The organism is Caballeronia sp. LZ065, assembly GCF_031450975.1.
Classification (GTDB): Bacteria; Pseudomonadota; Gammaproteobacteria; order Burkholderiales; family Burkholderiaceae; genus Caballeronia.
In genome coordinates this window covers 229,534-246,323 of record NZ_JARUXV010000005.1, presented here as the reverse complement: position 1 = coordinate 246,323, position 16,790 = coordinate 229,534, and the positions used below count along the sequence as shown (strand labels likewise).

Here is a 16,790-nt window from a genome sequence, read left to right as displayed (position 1 = left end):
TGGGCAAGAAAATGCAGCGGCAAAGCTTCACTCACGATAAGCCCACCTGTGTTCGCGCCCAATTTGATAAATACAACGGCTTGTTCAGCGTTGCCTTAGACACGGCATGTCATCACAGCCGCAGTAGCTTCTAGTCATAGCATTTTGCCGTCGTTTAATTGGCACCGGTTTTCGCTCTGCCAATGACCCCTTGTGGTCGACTCCGGAAGTCAGGAGGTCGCTATTGGAGCGATCGCAAGCCGCGTGGTTTCGAGTGTGACTGAAGGGGCCACTTATCCACAGTTTACGGGGATAACCGTGTGGATGAGGCTCCGACGCCGGCGCTATGGCGTTGACCGGAAAGCACAAACGCGCAGTGATGCAACGAGCGACACGACGGCGTTATGTCAACACCCGCCGGGCACGAGACGCGAGCCTCGAAACCAGCGAACAAACGTGAAGTGAGCTAACCGCCACCGAGCTCACGGTATATGCCGTTGCGTAGGGATCGTCTTGTTCATGGTAACTAGTCTGTCAGCCGGGGAAAGCGCGCGCCAGCAAAGCTTTGAAAAGTTGCCTCCGCCTTTTCGAACGACGTGCGCTGCTGCGCCGCCAGGTCCAACAACGCCTCGCACGGCTCGTCGGGACTTTTGTCTGCCGACATTTAAGCGCAGGCTTAACGAGGCGGTAAAACTTTCGCGGATTCCGGTGCGCGTACATCGTAAATCGCCACCTTTAGCGGCTCCGTCAAGTTTTCGGCGGACGCCACGCCTGCTCCAAAAAGGAAAAGGGCCCTTGCGGCCCTTAGTTCATCGCTCCTGCCGGGTGTCCCATACCCTGAGGATGACGATGCTGGTTGGGACTGGTTCGTATGCAGGCATGATTTCGTAGTGAATCTCGTAATCTCCCTGCAAACAAATGTCCTTGTGAACCTCCCGCGCCGGCGGACCTTCCCAGCCGTCCAGTTCCTCACCTATCCGATGCCGCAGATTCGCGCTCAGTGATCGGGCTTCGGCGTTCAGCGCTTTCACGATCTCGCGCGCCTTCTTTGCGCCGTTGATCTTCTTCTCAAACTGGTAAATCGTTAGCAGGTCGGACGCCGATTTGCTTGTGAACAGGACGGTAATCGCCATCAGTTGTCGCCAACCTTCGGCAAAGGCAGTTCGTCGTCCGTGCCCAGAGAATCCGCCCAGCTTTCGATGGCTTCCATCGACACGAGACGTCCTGAGTCAACGTCGTCCAAGGCTTCCTGGATCATCTGGCGTTCGCGCTCGGCGCGAGCCATATACGCCACTACCGCCTTGCGCACAATCCACTGCTTCGAACGGTCCAGGCGCGCTGCCATGTCGTCCATCCTGTCCACGAGATTCACGGGCAGTTGAGCTGTCACCGTTTTCAACGCTTCCGCCATCGCAACCCTCCGCCTCTTGCGTTTCAGTAGCTCCTATTATATCGCAATAGCCTGTGTCAACAGGGTTTTCTGACGGTTCGCCAGCACAGGCTTGTTCGTGAATCCTCTCGCAAAATGACGCTTGTTCGGGTTCGGGTGCAAGACTTTCGACTGTATGCCTCGGCCCGAGGTTGAAAGTAGCGCTTGTCCAGCCGTCCGGCAATGGCCATTCATTTACACGAAGTCCTCCGTTGCCTTCGACCGTCGGACGTGATCGTGCTGCGAGCCGACCGAGGCCTGAGCGTTTGCCCCAGGCCGGCCGACACCTTCCTATTCGCTCTTACTGCTGTTCATCGGGCGCTCCCTTAGCAGCTTGGCATCTTTCCGCAACCTGATAGCGACATGCTGCTGAAACTCTGGTGGAAATTTACCCACTCCGGTTGACAGCAGTATCTGATAATCCTTGCGCTCCTCATCCAATAGCTTCATTTGTCGGAGCATGAGCACGAGGTTATCTTTGTCGATTCCTGCCGTCTCAGGAGTGTCGATCAACAGAAACTGAGGAAAAGGCATGTCATGCTTCAGCGACATCCAGAGAAGGGCGAGATAGTAAAGAAATCTCTTCGAAACGTCCGCGCTCGCTTCGCGATACTCACCGTTATTAATCACCGGCATATACGTGTCTTCATCGATTCGCGCGGTGCGACATTCAGCCAGCACCTTCGTCATGAAGTCGTTATAGATCTCGTTGAATCCTGCAATCCGTCCAGCGAGCTCTTCTTTCGACGCCAACTGAAGCTGCTTCACTAATCGATCTGCAGCCGACCAGATGTCTCGTTTTGCGTTGAATGTTCGCTGTAGATCTTCGACCTTCTCTTCCATCTTCAGCGCCTGAAAAAGCTCGTTCTGCTCGTTTTTCAGGTCGAAAATCTTTTCCTCGAGCTGCTCCGCCTGGATTTCGTCTGCTTCCATTTGCGGCAACGAAAACGACTTTTCGATGTGCTCAGTGAGCTCGGCCGTTTGCTTCTCTAGCGCCGCCTGCTTTTCTAGGCTCTCTGAAATTTCCACATCGGTATCTTCGATCGTGGACAGCATTGTTTGCAAGGACTTCTTCTTTGCCCGGTAGATGTCGACGTACTCAGTCGGGCTATAGAAGAAACGTTGATAGTCGTTCTCATCGACTGTGTTCCCACAAACACAATGCCCCTGTGCCCGTGACACGGCGTTAAGACAATAGGGACATGTATCACTCGAGAACAACTTTAGTTGCTCGTGAGTGAAAATGACCTTGCTGACCCGATCCATGTCGTCTCGAATCGAAGTCACTACGCTGCTTAGACGTCCCTTGTCGCGGATCATGAGTTCCATCGCATCGCGTTCGTGTCGAAGTCTTGACACAAGCTCGCCAAGACGGCGCCGGTCCGCGTCGACCGACTGCATCAGCTGAGTTGGCTCGACCCGGGACCTTCGTTCTGATCTCGCGCGCAAAAGCTTTTCCAACTGCGCGTCGATTTCTTCGATGCGCCTGTTTAAGAAGTGGACGTTTTGCACCGTCGCGCCTGCGCGCGCTTTCAGCACCTCTCCGACGACCTTTTGGTATTCGGAGAGGATTGCCCGCGCCGCATCTAGTTCCCGCTCCGAACGTTTCAGATCGCCCATGGCGTCATAGAGCGCGAGCAGCGTCTTTCCAACGAGCACTTGGAAGATCGCGCGCCTGACCTCCAACGAATCAGACAAGAAGTTGCTGTTGTCTGCAGGCTTGTATATCCCGTGCGGATCCGGTGCCTGATTGTGGTAAATCAGGCGCATCAGATCAGTGATGTTCAACTTGAAGTTCCGGCCGCCTTGGAATATTTCGACAACCGGAATGCCCAGCTTTTCGAGTACCCAATCAGAGAATACCTTCGTCTCTGCGTCAGGCCGGTAGATCGGATAAGTATCAGCACCCGTTTCAGCTTCTGGTCCCGTGGGACTGAGCGCTCTGACGGTGATCAGGTTCTCACCGAGCTTTCGAACCAGCGAATATTCGACCCGGTTGATGCTGACCTTTAGGTAAACGAAGTTGTTAGTATCGCCTGTAATCTCCGCGTGGCGCTCTTTGCTACGCAGATCGAATTCGTCTACTTTCCCTCCCAAACCGAAGTAAATCAGATTGAAAAAGGTCGATTTGCCACTGCCGTTCGGCCCTTCGATGATCGTGATCTTCTCCCCAAATTCGGGAGACTCGAATTCGTACCTGTCACCTTGGTACCCTACCTGAAGAATCTTCAGAGCGCCCATACATTCACTCCGCGAGTTCCATATACTTTTTCAAGAAATGTCTCAATCTTAAGCGTAGACAGCCTCGGAACAAGTTTCTTCAACCTTTGTATCCGAGTTCGGTCTGCGTCAAAGACGTCATTGTCAAGGAACCGTGCCGGTAGAGCCGATCGGTTGAGCTGAACGTCTACGACCTCGGGGATGCTGGCCCGTTGCACCATGAGAAATCCGCGTCTTTCCAGTGCGAGAACAAGTTTGAAAATCTCGCGCTTGTTGAGCTCGCCGTTTGCGAAAGTTGTGAAGAGCTGCTCGCGGTCCTCCGCGTTGGCGATGGGTCGATCGTCGTATCGCTCGAGGATGCGAACTACGTTCTCATCCCCTGCCAGCTGCACTAGGTACGAAAGCTTTCGATGATCCTTGAACGAGCCGTTGACGCTTGTCATGACATCGATGATCAAAAGCAATTCATAAGTTAAGAAATAAAAGTCTTCGCCGCTGATGAAGTTCAATCGCCGCTTGGCCGCATCTCGCTTGTCCATGTCAGTCAAACGCCAGGTAACATTCATCAAACAATGACAGGATCGCCCCTCGTAATGTGCTCTCGTCTTGAATACGGTAATGGTACGTCCTGTTGAGACGCGCCAATTCTTCCATAGACTGCGCCGTCAGCAGGTCGAGGATCTCATCAATCTCCGAAGGGGTCAGCGGGGATGTGCGTGACGCCACTTTCGCGTCCAGGATGTCTTCGCAGATGTCGTACACACGACGCCGTAGCGATACATACTCTCGCTGCCAGAGCCTCGCCTCGTCCTTCGCCAAGCCGACGCGTCTCTTGAGACGGCGCATGCCTTTGTCCGGATAGCTTGAAGTAACGGCTTCAATTTTCTCCTCAAGGTTACGCATATCAGATACTTCAATGTCTTCCCAGTTCTTGTGTGCAGGGTCAAGCGGCTTCCCCTGCGCCTGCAGTCCATGAGCGCGCAGGAATACGTTCTCGATATCCGAAGTACTGAGGAGCCGACCCATCGGGATTTTGTGTTCAGAGCGCTTCTCGAATTCGCTGCAGATAGCCCCGACAATCAGCGACTCCATTCCTTCGTGACGATAGTTGTAAAACGGGCATCTCTTAACACACTCGACAGCGGTATCTTCCAACTCTTGATTGCCATCTGTCGTCACTATCCATTCGATCCGCGACAGAAACTGTCCGAATTGCCCGGGTGTCCACGCAGTGATCGAGGCGAGGCGGCCGTGTCCGGCAATGGCCGCGTACTGCTTGCTGTATTCGTCAAGAATGGATTCTCGGCAAAGGGCTAGCTCATCTTCGGAGAGCGGCTGATTTGCGCAGAGCTTCTTCAAGATTGATGTCTTCCCTTGCGATGCAAGTCCCGCCTTCTCGAACAAAGCACGGTCGAAACGCTCATCTCCCGCATTTGCGGAGGCGTAAAAACTGAAGCGAATCGCGGAGTCACCGAGGAAGCGGAAATCCAAGTCGATGAAGGCGACCATCGTGTTGCGGACCGCTGCAGAATTGAACGACAGCGAGGAACCGTAATTTTTGTTCTCCTCGATGCTCGCGGCATCGGCACCGTATTCACTGATCAATACGGAATCTTCGAGCAGCTCGATCGCACAATACACGCGGTTATTTGCATCGAGGCCGATCTCTGTTAGCAACCGGATGCACGCTCTTAGCTTCTGGAATCGGTCGCCCTTTTTCTTGTCTCCGGCCTCGCGATCGATCATCGTCCCGCTCGCCGCATCATTCTGGCTGGTCGTCGTCATTTCAGGTTAGGTGCATCTTTTACGTATTTTCGAGTCGAGCGGGTGCGACTATAACAGGCAGCGAGGATGCCGCTACGTCACTTGCAACCCAGTCGAGCATAGTACCCAGCAATCTCTTCGACCACGCGCTGCTTTTCGGCCTGGACATAGATGGTCGTCGTCTGCAGCGATGCGTGACCGAGGACCTTCTGCACGACATCCACCGGCACCTCGTCGGCGACCGACTGTGTGCCGAAGGTATGGCGGAACGCATGCGCATTCGACTGCCCGAGCCGCACGCGTTCATCCAGGCTCAGGTCATCCATCGTCTCGACCAGTTCGGTGACCATCCGACTAATCAGCCGGTTTAGTCCGTCTGCGGTATAGCCCGCTTCATTCGCAGGCTGCCCGTTCCCACTCTGCGCGCCCTGCCCGGCCCAATGTCGCCGGCGTGACGCGTCGGTCCACGGAATGAGGACGGGGCTCAGCAGCGGCCCTCTCTGTCTGCCTTCTCCGGTCGCGCCGTCGAAATCCTGCCCCCGATCGCGCCAATGCGCGCGCAGCGCGTTCAGCGTCGCAACGCTCACCGGTACCGTGCGTTCGCGCTGGCCCTTGCCGACGATGGTCAGCTCCCAGACCGGTCGCCCGGGGGTTCCAAAGGATGAAGGGCGCAGCTCCTCGCGCCGGGCACTTGCGGTTTCTTCGCGGCGGAGCCCCGAGTCGCCCATCAACAAGATCGCCGCGCGCACGGCGCGCCACTGGACGCCGTTTCGACGCATGTTCGTGTCCATGCGCCACTGCCCATCGTCGGCCGTCGCCCCGCTATCTTCTGCTGAGCGCGCATCGAGTTCACTGCGCAGCTTGCGCCACAGACCGGCCGGCAAGGCGCGTTCGATCTTCAACGCGCGTTCGCGCTTGATGACGACCGGATCATTGACCGCCTTCCACGGATTGCCGGCGAGATAGCGCACGTCCACCCACCAAGCGAACACCGTACGCAGCACCCGAACGGTATAGCGCTGCGAATCGGGTGAAAGCGTCGCGGACAGTGATGCCTGACCGTCGGCGGCCGCAGATGAGTGACACAAGGCGAAGGGTCGCCAGCGCGGCGAGTGCCGCGGGAAACGCTCGCCGACGAAGCGCGGATCGGGGCTTTTCAAAAAGTCCTTGTAGGCCTCGCAGTCGTCCACGCGCAGATCACTCAACGCCTTGCCGCGCAGCACCACCGACCACAACAGGAAGCGCTCGAGTTCCTTGGTGTACGCGCGCAAGGTTTTAGGCTGATCGCGGTAGCGGTTCAGATACGCGCGCACCGCTTCGAGATCGTGGTTCGCCTGGATATAACAGAAGGCGGTCGCGCGGTTTTCCCCATGCGCGCCGGAGAGCGCGTGCGGCACGGCGAGGCGCTCGAGCGGCGCCAAGGTCAGCCGGCTTGCAGACTCTAAGCTGCTTGGACCACCGCCTGGGCCGCTTCCCGTCACCTTGGCGGCCGGTACGACCTCGACCAGGTCGGCCGCGATCAACGGGATGCCGTCCCGTTCCTCGGAGTCGACGTCGGCTTCGATCGTGAGTTGCAGGGACGCCTGCTGTTTGCGCAGCCAGCTCACGATCGCGCGCGCCCGGCCGAGGCCGATGCGCGGAATCGAGCGCCACCAGCTGCCGCCGCGCCGATTACAGAACGCGACCAGCTCGCCGAGCGTCGCGAGGCCCTCGCCCTTCAGGCGCCGTGCCACGCGCGGACGCAACCAGGCGCCGATCGGATGATCAGCCCGCGGCGGCAAGCGCGGCCAGCTGCGCCGCCTCGGTCACCATGCGGAACGTCACCGCCGTGAGCAATGGGCGCCCGTTCTCCCGGATCGACGCGCGCAGGTGCTCGGCGAGCGCGCTTGAGCCGTGCGCGAGCGCGAGCGCACCAGGGCGTCGAGCATCGTGGTGAGATGCCGCTCCATCGCGCCGGGCGTCGCCGCGTGCGCATCTTCGGCGGGATCGTAATAGGTGCGCGCGATCACCGCGGGCGGGATGCGCTGCACGTACGCGCGCAGCGCCGTGAAATCCTTGGTCGTGTAGCGGCGCTCGAGGGCAAGTGATTCGGTGAGCTTCTCCGGGGGCCGCGTCGTCTTGGCGGTGAGCTTTTCCAGGGCGGCACCGGGGGGTGCTTTTTGGTCCGACCGAGCCGACGCGTCATGCTGATCGTGCCGATCTTGCTGACCGTGCTTAGGCATCGTCGCGCTCTCCGCCCTCCGATTCGAGCGGCGCCTCGGGTGGCTTCGGCTTCGGTGGCCTCGGCGGCAATGATCGCCGCGCGACACGCGTCAGCAGCGCCCGCGCTTGAATTAGAAAGGTCTCGGGAAATTGCTCGCACAGCGTCTCAAACAGCGGCCGCGCTTCCTGCAGGCGCGCAGCGACGCCCACGACGGATCCCCCGCCGTAGCGCTGCATGCCCCGGCCCGGGCGATCGCCGAACACCGTCTGCTGCAGTACGACCACGGCACCGCATTCCGCCAGGCGCTGCCGCACGGCACTTAAGTCATCGCGAAACACCGCGACGCCGTAGGTCTGCACCAGCGCGGTCAGCACCATGAGTTCGGCGCGGTCCGGCGTCGGCGGCACCGGGAAGGTCACGCCGTGGGCGGCATAGCGGATCGCAATAGTTCGGCGGCTCGCCGTGACGACCTGTTCGAGTCATGCACGAGGCGCGCGACGTACGCATCCGGCAGCTCGTCGCAGGCGTCGCCTGAGCCGTCGTCCGGTCCGCGGTCCGGATCGTGGCCCGAGTCAGGCTCATCCGGCGGAAAAGCTTGTCCCACGGCCCTCTCCCCTGTTTGGTAATTTGCAGAAGCCCAATCCTACCCCTGAAACGCTATCCCGATAATAGACATTATCAGGATTGCAAATTAAAACTGAGGCGTCCGTGTTTAGATTGTCACCGCGACGAATGAATACTTAAAAGCAGCACCGTTGACCACTGTCTCGAACGACTCATTCCCACCGTAGGCCGGTGCTCAACGACTGTAGAAGGAGGTGTAAGGCCGCGCCGCCTGACGGCGTGCGCCTTACGCGTCGCGCTTACGAGGTTCTTCTACAGCGCTTCTTTCGGCGAGCAGAGAGTCGAGGGCATCGCGAGCCGCTTTCAGTTCGTTCATTGCCGCGGTGAGACGCGCCAGCTGTAGCGTCGGCGCCGCTGCGTGGGCTGACTCTTTGAAGCGCTCCTCAAGGGCCATCGATGCGGCCTGTACTTCTCGAGCGGCGTCGGCGACGCGGGCGACGGCGGTGGCCTCTTTATCCTTCCGTTCGAGGTTTGCCATGGATTCCATTTGCATGTGAGCGCGTACACGGAGTCACTCGTTCTGATGTCGGGTACATCAACGCGCCCTGCCGCGAGTTGGGCAAGGCGCCGCACCGCTCAAAAACGAGGTCATCCGCGTCAAACACGATGGGCGACGTGCTCTGCACCGAGCGCCCAGTATAGGCGCGCGCTCATAAGGAGGTCTTCTCTTTACAAGAGGGCTCACATGAACACGAGCACCTGAGCAGCGGTTCCCGAATGCAACGTGATGGCTGGGCCGAACGGCGCTTTGCCAGCTGAATGCGAGACCCAGGTTGGCCGACTTCCGCGGCTCACTCCGCCGAGAACGTGGAAGACGACGTTTCGCCGGACAAACCTCGCGGTGAAGAAGGGCCGAAGAACCGAACAACGACCGGTCGTGGCGCGCAAAACAAAAAGCCCGCCAAAGGAGCGGGCTGAATCCACACCGGTCGAGACGTGGAGGAGACAAAGCCTAGTATAAACCCTTAGTCGTTGTTTGCAAGTCTTATTTCCGGTCGCGCGCCCTTTGCGTCGCTCTGGACCGGAGGGCGTCAACATGAGAACGGCTGCATTCATCAAACAAGCGGAGCACGAAGCTCAATTCGTCGATGCATTGCTGCGGGCGCGGTATGCGCTCACGGTTCACCACGGCATGACTGTGCTCAGCGACGACGAATGTTCGCCGCCGTGTGCGCTGGATTTGAGTTTGGCCTTGAAGCGCATCGACGCTCCACTTCAGATGGCGGGCATCGACCGGTTGAATACGCAACACCATGCTGCCGCTGCGTCCGCCCATCGAAGGTTCGCAGGGCGACGATGAGAAGGACGCGCCGCGGCCGGCGCGACCGGGCGGGTGAGATGGGTCGCTGGCGTGACGCACGAACCACGCGGGTTCAGACGCCAAAGACGGTGCCCTGCGGGTCAATGCGCCGAACCGCTCAGGGCGATCGACGATTGGATAAAAGCTCAAGTGGAACTTGCGACGCGAGTTCGTCGGCGGCGGCTTCTCGCACCTCAACGGGGCGACGTCTGGCGTTCCTTCGCTTCTCCCGGGCGTCTATGAAAAGCGAGTGTTCCATTGGCTGACGCCCGACATCGTGGCCGAGGTCTCGTTCCTCGAGTGGACACCTTCGGGTGAGGTGCGGTACCCGGCGTTCCAAGCGCTCCGCGAAGACAAAACAGCGAGCGCGGTCAAGGAGAAGAAGGTTGTCGACGCCCCGACTTCTGGCGTTCTCGGTTCTACCGCGAACGGCCCGGCTAGCCTGCGCCCTCCCCGCTTCCGGCTGCATCTCACGACTCGTTGCAGGACGGATAGCCGTGCGCGTCGAGCACCTGCTGCATCGTCGAAGCCTCCCAAGAGCCCGGTCGACTCTGCATCATCGCGGCATCTTCCGCCAATAGTGTCAGCAGCTTCTTCACGTTCAGTTCGCCGTGCGTGTTCACCCCGCCGCTGCTTTTTTGCGCCGCTTTGCAGCGCGCGACCACCGAGCGCAGGGCGGCATGCACGCTATCGTCCAGTTCCAACTCAATCCTGACCATCATGTCCTCAGGGTTTCACTTCGCAGCAAGCTACAGTCGAAGGCGCTCGAAAACGCTGCGCCAAGACGAGCCCCGTCTTTTTACACACAGCGAATAGGGCACGCGCCGCGACCATGATCCCCAACTACATCTCGAATAGGAATCGGGCGGCCCGGTCTCCCGAGCGCCACAGTTCACACCCGGATCGGGGCTCGCTAAACAGGAATGACGGAATCCATTCCAAACCGAGGTCGTCGGCTGCCGGCGCGGGGAGAGCCACAGACGTCGCCTTGAAGCACTGTTAGGATTCGCAGAACTTCGCATCACGCGGAATTCTCCTCGATGTTCTTTTGCCGCACCCTTCTCGCCGCCCACATTCTCAACTTTCCCGTGCGTCCTTGCGCAAACCCCTCACCAAAGCCATGTTGCTGCCGATGCCGGAGAACGCGGCGCGAGAAATCTTCCTGGTGAACCATCTGACCTTTGCCGCGTGGCAAAGGGGCGCCGGGTCTGCGTATCTGTTCAATGAACTGATCCGGGTGATCTATCTCGCCTACTATGTTCAGGACGCGGGCTTTGGCGACGCCGACTTGATCATCTACGCGCGCGCTGAGGCGGCCATGGAATGCGTTCTGCAACGCGCCGAACGCTCGCGGGCTTGGACACTCGACGCCCACGACATCCCGCTTTTCGAGGCAGTGCTGCGCCAGTCGGATCGTCGGCTCGCAAACGCGCCCAGGCATGTTCATCTTGGCGCGCGACCGGCTCGACTGTTTCGTGTCCAGCGCGCGATCCTCTCCCCTGCCCGCGGCGGCCATCGGCCACTGAGTCGGCCGTGTGGATGCCTACCACGCCAAGAAACCAATTTCTACCGAACGTATCAATGAGCACAGAATTCGTCTTGTTTGATACGCACGAACGCCCGACAGGCATGTTGAGCGACGACGGGCCGCAAAACGGTGGAGTGAGGTGCGTGCCGAAAGGTGGGAGCGTGAAACAATGCGCGATTTCGCCGCGTTTTTTCCTTGAATACGTTTTAAAACAATCGCTTAGATTGGAATGTCATTTCCGCGGCAATGTTTCACACCAAGGCAACCGCTAGGCAGGCATGAAGCCGCAAGAAATGGAGGAGTCCGTAGGATTGATCCACGGGCATCGGGCTGTCGGTGGGGTAAAGCTTCTGGTTGCATCGGGCATACTGTCTCGCCGCGCGGCTCGGCCGGTGAAGAACGCACGCGAACGGAGCGCGATTCGCCGGGCCGGAGACGGTGCGATGGGCGAACATCGTCGGCGCCTGGCGGACGATGACTGCCCATTTTTCCGTCGGTGCTTACGCCGGCTTGATATTCGCTGCCTGCTTGCCCTTCGGACCCATCTTCTCGTCGAACGTCACCTTCTGCCCTTCCTTGGGCGTTTTGAAACCCTCGGTGCGGATTTCCGAGAAATGGGCGAACAAGTCCTCACCGCCGCCGTCGGGCGTAATGAAGCCAAAACCCTTGTCGTCCTTGAACCACTTGACCGTACCAGTTGCCATTTTTGTTGACCTAAAAAGTTGAAGACGGCGCCACCCTCGCGAGCGCCGGATGCTATCTTGACGAGCTGCCACGCACTAGGCAACCGAGAAGATCAAGACGCGGCCCCTTCCGAATAATCAGTCTGAATGCCATTGCGTGCGCCTTAGGCGAACTCGCTCGGCGCGCCCCTAGTTCACCCCCATGCCGCGCGAAAAAGGTATGAACGGCTGCCGTGCGCGGTCTTCGATCGACCACTCGATGCGCGCCCGGATCTTTTGGACCCACCGCGAGGCGCAGGCGACGCGCCTCCCCCGCCGGTCGGCGCGAATGAACCGAGCACGGAGCGCGCTGCTCGCGTGATCCGATCGATCACTGGCCACGCCGTCGAGCATCGGCGCTTATCGTCAGATCGCCAGATGTGCACCGCCGGCAGACATCAGCGGACCGACCCACTGTACATTCCAACCCCGTCTCGCGATCTCTGGCTCCGGCCGGCAAGGCTTCCGGAACGCCGCACCGGCACGCCCGCGCTTGGTCTGAAAGCGCTGATTCGCCGCACACGCGACAGGCGATGTTGCATGGCGCGATCGCCGTAATGGTTCTTCGACAGTGTGGCTTCTTGTGCGGCGCGTTGGACCGCTGTTGGTCGGCTGGGACGGCTGCAGAGGTCGTGCGCATGTGGCCGCTCTAGGAGTGAGCATCGCGAAAAAATTCGCGTAGTCGCTCTGCCCAGGACGAGGAGCCACGTCGGCTTCGCCCGGCATTTCGTTCGTGCGACGCTAGGCAATCATCGTCCGCCTGCCGACTCTAGCGTATGAGCACGCGGCGCGAATGATCGGCGCAGGGACGGCGGACATCTTGAGACCAACATGCGTACTCGCTCAGCGGTCATCGATGAACATCCGCTTCTGGTCCTTGGCGTCGTTCGCCGCCCGGCCTGGTGCTCCGCGTCAGCGACTTGCTTCGCCTCTCTTGCGCATGCGCTCGACGTTGAGGCCCCGTTCGGCTCACACCGTCGTCTCGCTCAGATCGTTCCGTCCCGACGCCTCGATCGCCATCTTGGGAGTGGGTTCTCGAGCAACCTTCGCACCTGCGCATGCCGGCAATGTGCGGAGTTTTGTGGACACGATCGGTAGTTGCATTTCGATTGGGGTGATCGAGTCGGCCTGGTCCACGTGTCGTGCTCGTCCCTGCGTTCGTTGCTGTCGCGCGACGCCGCGGCGATTCAGGCGGGCGCCCAGATGACTGCCACAATGCGCCACCTCACGCGCCCGCTACCCGTGCTTTCAGGAGCTGACGCAGCTCGGCGATGTGCTCCCGCACGGCACCCGTCACCGGAGGCTTCGCGTGCGCCAACGGTGTGGCGCAAGCCTGGGATTTGCCCAGCGCTTCCCGTTGCGCATGGGCAAAGCGTTCGAGATCCAATGCAGTGGCGGGACGAAGTTTCCCGGACGCGAGCGCCGTCGCAAACGACGGCATCCATCCGGCGGCCTGGCGGCCAATGCGCTCCGTGAGGCTGAAGATCGTCAAAGAGTCACCCCCGGCCCCGATCACGAACTGGCGTGCACTGTCCGCGTCGATGAACGTGCGGCCGGCATGCTGGAGGGCAAGGGCCTGGGCGTCCGCGCGCTGCTGCGCGTCCGCTTGCTCGGCATGGTGGTCGGCGGTCCGACGGCGCACCTGGAGAGCGAAGTCGACCGGATTGCGGAGCAGGGCGCGCAGGTAGTTGATCGGCGCCTTGGCGAGCTTCAGGTGATCCCAAGTGGCTTCCACGACATCGGAGAGGCGCTTGCCGTGCTCACGCGCCTCGCGCATGAGTTTGAAAATCAAGAAATCAAAAACCCCCAGGGTGCGCAGGCGCTGAAGGTCCGCAGGCAGTTGGCCCGGTTGTCTCTTTTGAAAAACAGAAGGGCTTAGATCCTTATATATTCCACCGTCTGCCACATTGGCAGACGGTACAGACAAAGAAGGCTGGGCCAAGGCGGGTGTAGTTGATGAGGGCGCCTGGGCGGGTTTGTTCTCGTGCGTCCGCGAAGGCTCAACGAGGCCGAGGAGGCTCGCGGCATGTTCAGTGAGATGAAGGTAGGCGCGGCCAAACAATCCGGCTTCGACATAGCGGCCCTGCGGCCGACGCTCGATGAGTCCGGCGACCTCGAGATCGTCGAGACTGCGATAGAAGGTGCGCATGGATTGCAGCGCGCGGCCCGTGAGCAACTCACGGCGCGCGAAGATGGCGCCGAACGGTTTCATCGCGTCGACCGTACGAGCGAGGGCAGAGAGCACCGCGCGAGCCCGCGGCGGAATTTGTTCGATGTGCGCGGCGCGAAACGCCGCCCGGAAGATAATCCAGGGCAGGTTGGTCGAGTCGCAGCGAAAAGCGGTGAGGGCGGCTGAATCTTCAGGGTGTGCTTCACCCTCGCCAGCAACGAAGCGTTGCGCGATAGACATGTCTAGCGGTCCATTTCAGTGAATGGATGGGTTTCGCTTGACTGTCGATCGTGTTGCGCTACACTCCGGGTAGAGCGTTGTACCCTTTCCGGTTTCCAGCCGGGGAGTGTGGTGCTAGGATTTCCAGCCAAGCCCACTTACGCAAAGGCCCTCAGTTTCCAGCTGGGGGCCTTTGTCTTTCAGGCTTTAGGTTTGCATCGGTCTTAGTTTCGTCACGAAAGGTCAATAAAAACAGAGGCTTAGAAAATTGGGTTACATCTAGAAAAACTTGGCGGAAACTCTAAGTAACTGATTGCAAATGAGTTTCGTGCCGAAAGTCATGGTTTCAATTTCGACTCGATTAGGGCTTGAATTTCCTTGGCCCATTCGTTTGCACGCTCTGCATCCACCTTCAGTCGCACACCAATCACGCCGCCGCGCGTGGTGATCTCACAGTAGCTCTTCTTGCCTTGCTTAACGATTAGCGTCTCGGCGGGAGGGGAGCTCTTTGCAGGCTTAGCCTGCACACTCGAAACTGCCTCCTTCTGCGTGTAACGCTCTTCCTTAACCAAGCGCTCAACAGCCTTGACGACTTCGCTCGTTCGCCCCTCTGAGTGCGCGCGCGAAAGCTGAGCGGCGGCGTCGGCGCCCAGTCTTTCAGGGCGCTCTTCGAGGGCGGCTTTTGCCTCGGCCGGCAACCCGTCAAATGCGAAGATCTTGCTGACGTGGGATTCCGACAATCCAACCGCAGTGGCCAGCTCCTGTTGGGTTAGGGCGTCTGCAGCTTCTTGAAGGCGCTGAAAGTGCCAGTATTTCTCGTAGTCGGAAAGCGAGGGAGCGAAGAGATTGGAAAAGAAGGCCAGCCGTTCGGCCTGATCGGGCTCCATTTCGGAGACGATTGAGTCGATCTCCTCGATACCCAAGTCTCGATAAATCGCAACGCGGTTGTTGCCAGCGTTGATATTCCATTCGCCGTCTTCGCGTGCCTCCAAGATTACGGGGTGCACGAGCGGATGCTTGGCCAAGTTTGCTTTAAGTTCGGCGTATTGCTCGGCGGTAAGCTTACGACGGCGTCCAGGAACCTCGTGGAGCTTCGAGATAGGGCGCTTAGCTCGTGCACCCTTGTCCAACTGCATCTTGAGATTGGCGATCTCTTTGCGTTGCCGTTCCGCGGTCGCTTGCAACTGCATCAATTGGCCCGGCGCTGTGCGAGCAGGTACGGGTTGGACGTCCAAGGCTTTTTCCTTGTCCTCGTCCGTCACCTGAATGTTCTTGGCCCGAGCAGCCTGTTCCTTCATCCATGAGGCCATTGTTACTCCTCCTGTGCCCAGATGGCGCACACCTTGTCATCTACGCGATCGACCAACTGATCTACTGGAGTGCGAATTCGGCGAAGCGTTTCGGCTCCGACATCATTTGGCCCGAGATCGTAGAAGGTCGAGAAGCGCATATTTGTATTGCGCGCCAAGTCCGATTCAGGAATCTCAATAGGCACGACGCGCGAACCATAGATCTGGGTAATCCAGCCTTGGAGGATCTGGGCGGCGGGCTTTGACGTCATGCGGGTAACAAGGACGTCGACGAAGTCAAATTCCTTGGCCCGACCATCGTCGAACGCTTGCATCCCGTTGATCAGATCGCCGAACAGGTGCCAAAACTGCACCATCGAGGCAAAGCTCAACATATCTGGCACGACCGGCACAATAACTCCGTCGGCCGCGAAGATCGCGTTGATTGTGAGGTAGCTAAGGGTCGGCGCGGTATCGACGATGATGTAGTCGTAGGTATCCTTCAGTTGCGCCAATCCGTCATGCAAAACCTGTTCGAAGCGAACCTCTCCATCGCTGGCTGCTCGTGCGGGCAACATAAATTCCGCATTGAACAGCTCGGTAGAGGACGGAATAATGTCTACGTTGGGCCAGTAAGTCGGGACGGGGAGGGTGGTCATGTCGAACGGCCTGCCCTCGAGATAAGCCTCGATCAAGGGCATGACGGTTTGAGATGAATCGACCTCAGCATGGGGATTGATGCCATACAGCGTGCTTGCGCTTCCCTGCGGGTCAAGATCGATATGCAAGACGCGGCGACCTCGACGCATCGAAAGACCTTGGGCGAGAAGGGTCGAGGTCGTGGTTTTTGTCACGCCACCCTTAAAGTTCGCCACAACGATAACCTTCGCCGGACCGTTGCGGGGGAGGGGATTGCGCTCAGAGCGGATCCATGCAATCGTCTCCTCGACCGTGAACTGGCGCGGGGAGCCGGGCTTGGCTTGCGTGCCTGCGGGAAGCTCGCCTTTCTTGAGCACGTAGCCCATGCGCTGCTTATCGATATCACACATCTCCTGCAGTCGAGAAGACGAGATGATGGGCGGCACTTTACGAGGGAAGGGCTCGAGCATCTCATCGCGGATTTTCTGCAGCATGCCGTCCGACAGTTTCGCCAGGTGCATGAGATCAGCGCCCGTCGTTTTCCCCGCCTTAAGCTTTTTGATGGTGTCCATCGTTCTACCTGTAGCGTCCAGTGGACCGATTCAGAATGTTTCGACCTAACCGGTCGAATGGTTCGAAGATTAGTCGTTGTGAAAAGTAAACGCAAGTTAACTCTGCAGGTTCTGACGCGTCGCAGCGTCCCA

16 protein-coding genes and 1 pseudogene are annotated in these 16,790 nt (G+C 59.1%); 3 read left to right on the top strand and 14 right to left on the bottom strand.

Annotation, left to right across the window (positions count from 1 at the left end):
- Positions 1-788: 788 nt before the first annotated feature.
- The 9 genes from QCE63_RS34925 to QCE63_RS34885 all read right to left on the bottom strand — a co-directional run bounded on the left by QCE63_RS34925 (position 789) and on the right by QCE63_RS34885 (position 8,712).
- Entirely contained in the window at positions 789-1,112 is a 324-nt protein-coding gene (locus QCE63_RS34925) for a type II toxin-antitoxin system RelE/ParE family toxin (protein WP_309839746.1), read from the bottom strand.
- The gene (locus QCE63_RS34920) at positions 1,112-1,390 is read right to left on the bottom strand and encodes a ribbon-helix-helix protein, CopG family (RefSeq protein WP_309839745.1); all 279 of its coding nucleotides are present in this window, start codon (positions 1,388-1,390) and stop codon (positions 1,112-1,114) included. Before QCE63_RS34920 ends, QCE63_RS34925 begins: the two co-directional genes overlap by 1 nt.
- Positions 1,391-1,699: 309 nt before the next feature.
- Positions 1,700-3,649, bottom strand: coding sequence for an AAA family ATPase (locus QCE63_RS34915; RefSeq protein WP_309839744.1), 1,950 nt, complete (start codon positions 3,647-3,649; stop codon positions 1,700-1,702).
- On the bottom strand, positions 3,637-4,167 hold the full coding sequence (locus tag QCE63_RS34910) for a hypothetical protein (RefSeq protein WP_309839743.1): 531 nt from the start codon (positions 4,165-4,167) through the stop codon (positions 3,637-3,639). The genes QCE63_RS34915 and QCE63_RS34910 overlap by 13 nt, the downstream gene beginning before the upstream one ends.
- 1 nt (position 4,168) lies before the next feature.
- Positions 4,169-5,413: a hypothetical protein gene (locus QCE63_RS34905; RefSeq protein WP_309839741.1), complete on the bottom strand. Its 1,245-nt coding sequence runs from the start codon at positions 5,411-5,413 to the stop codon at positions 4,169-4,171.
- Between the two features lie 77 nt (positions 5,414-5,490).
- A complete protein-coding gene (locus QCE63_RS34900; RefSeq protein ID WP_309839739.1) occupies positions 5,491-7,173 on the bottom strand; it encodes a site-specific integrase in 1,683 nt (560 codons plus the stop codon).
- A gap of 39 nt (positions 7,174-7,212) precedes the next feature.
- Entirely contained in the window at positions 7,213-7,614 is a 402-nt protein-coding gene (locus QCE63_RS34895) for a hypothetical protein (RefSeq protein ID WP_309839736.1), read from the bottom strand.
- Positions 7,607-8,014, bottom strand: coding sequence for a hypothetical protein (locus QCE63_RS34890; protein WP_309839735.1), 408 nt, complete (start codon positions 8,012-8,014; stop codon positions 7,607-7,609). The genes QCE63_RS34895 and QCE63_RS34890 overlap by 8 nt, the downstream gene beginning before the upstream one ends.
- 431 nt (positions 8,015-8,445) lie before the next feature.
- Complete coding sequence (locus tag QCE63_RS34885; protein WP_309839734.1) at positions 8,446-8,712, bottom strand: hypothetical protein; 267 nt, start codon at positions 8,710-8,712, stop codon at positions 8,446-8,448.
- A 543-nt stretch (positions 8,713-9,255) separates the two neighbouring features.
- Here QCE63_RS34885 and QCE63_RS34880 point away from each other — a divergent pair.
- Together QCE63_RS34880 and QCE63_RS34875 are read left to right on the top strand one after the other, a co-directional pair.
- On the top strand, positions 9,256-9,519 hold the full coding sequence (locus QCE63_RS34880; RefSeq protein WP_309839733.1) for a hypothetical protein: 264 nt from the start codon (positions 9,256-9,258) through the stop codon (positions 9,517-9,519).
- Between the two features lie 250 nt (positions 9,520-9,769).
- Positions 9,770-9,865, top strand: a pseudogene (locus QCE63_RS34875) (hypothetical protein); the annotation flags it as partial.
- Between the two features lie 124 nt (positions 9,866-9,989).
- Here QCE63_RS34875 and QCE63_RS34870 read toward each other — a convergent pair.
- Positions 9,990-10,241, bottom strand: a complete 252-nt coding sequence (locus QCE63_RS34870; RefSeq protein ID WP_309839763.1) for a hypothetical protein — start codon at positions 10,239-10,241, stop codon at positions 9,990-9,992.
- A 374-nt stretch (positions 10,242-10,615) separates the two neighbouring features.
- Here QCE63_RS34870 and QCE63_RS34865 point away from each other — a divergent pair, with 374 nt between their 5' ends.
- Positions 10,616-11,104 (top strand): hypothetical protein, encoded by a 489-nt coding sequence (locus tag QCE63_RS34865; RefSeq protein ID WP_309839732.1) that lies wholly within the window; start codon positions 10,616-10,618, stop codon positions 11,102-11,104.
- Positions 11,105-11,547: 443 nt separating this feature from the next.
- Here the strand turns inward: QCE63_RS34865 and QCE63_RS34860 are convergent, their stop codons facing one another.
- From QCE63_RS34860 to QCE63_RS34845, 4 genes are all read right to left on the bottom strand, one after another.
- Entirely contained in the window at positions 11,548-11,751 is a 204-nt protein-coding gene (locus QCE63_RS34860) for a cold-shock protein (RefSeq protein ID WP_309839731.1), read from the bottom strand.
- Positions 11,752-12,994: 1,243 nt separating this feature from the next.
- On the bottom strand, positions 12,995-14,179 hold the full coding sequence (locus QCE63_RS34855; protein WP_309839730.1) for a Replication protein O: 1,185 nt from the start codon (positions 14,177-14,179) through the stop codon (positions 12,995-12,997).
- 317 nt (positions 14,180-14,496) lie between these two features.
- Positions 14,497-15,468, bottom strand: a complete 972-nt coding sequence (locus QCE63_RS34850) for a ParB/RepB/Spo0J family partition protein (protein WP_309839729.1) — start codon at positions 15,466-15,468, stop codon at positions 14,497-14,499.
- 2 nt (positions 15,469-15,470) lie between these two features.
- The gene (locus QCE63_RS34845; protein WP_309839728.1) at positions 15,471-16,658 is read right to left on the bottom strand and encodes an AAA family ATPase; all 1,188 of its coding nucleotides are present in this window, start codon (positions 16,656-16,658) and stop codon (positions 15,471-15,473) included.
- Positions 16,659-16,790: the final 132 nt, after the last annotated feature.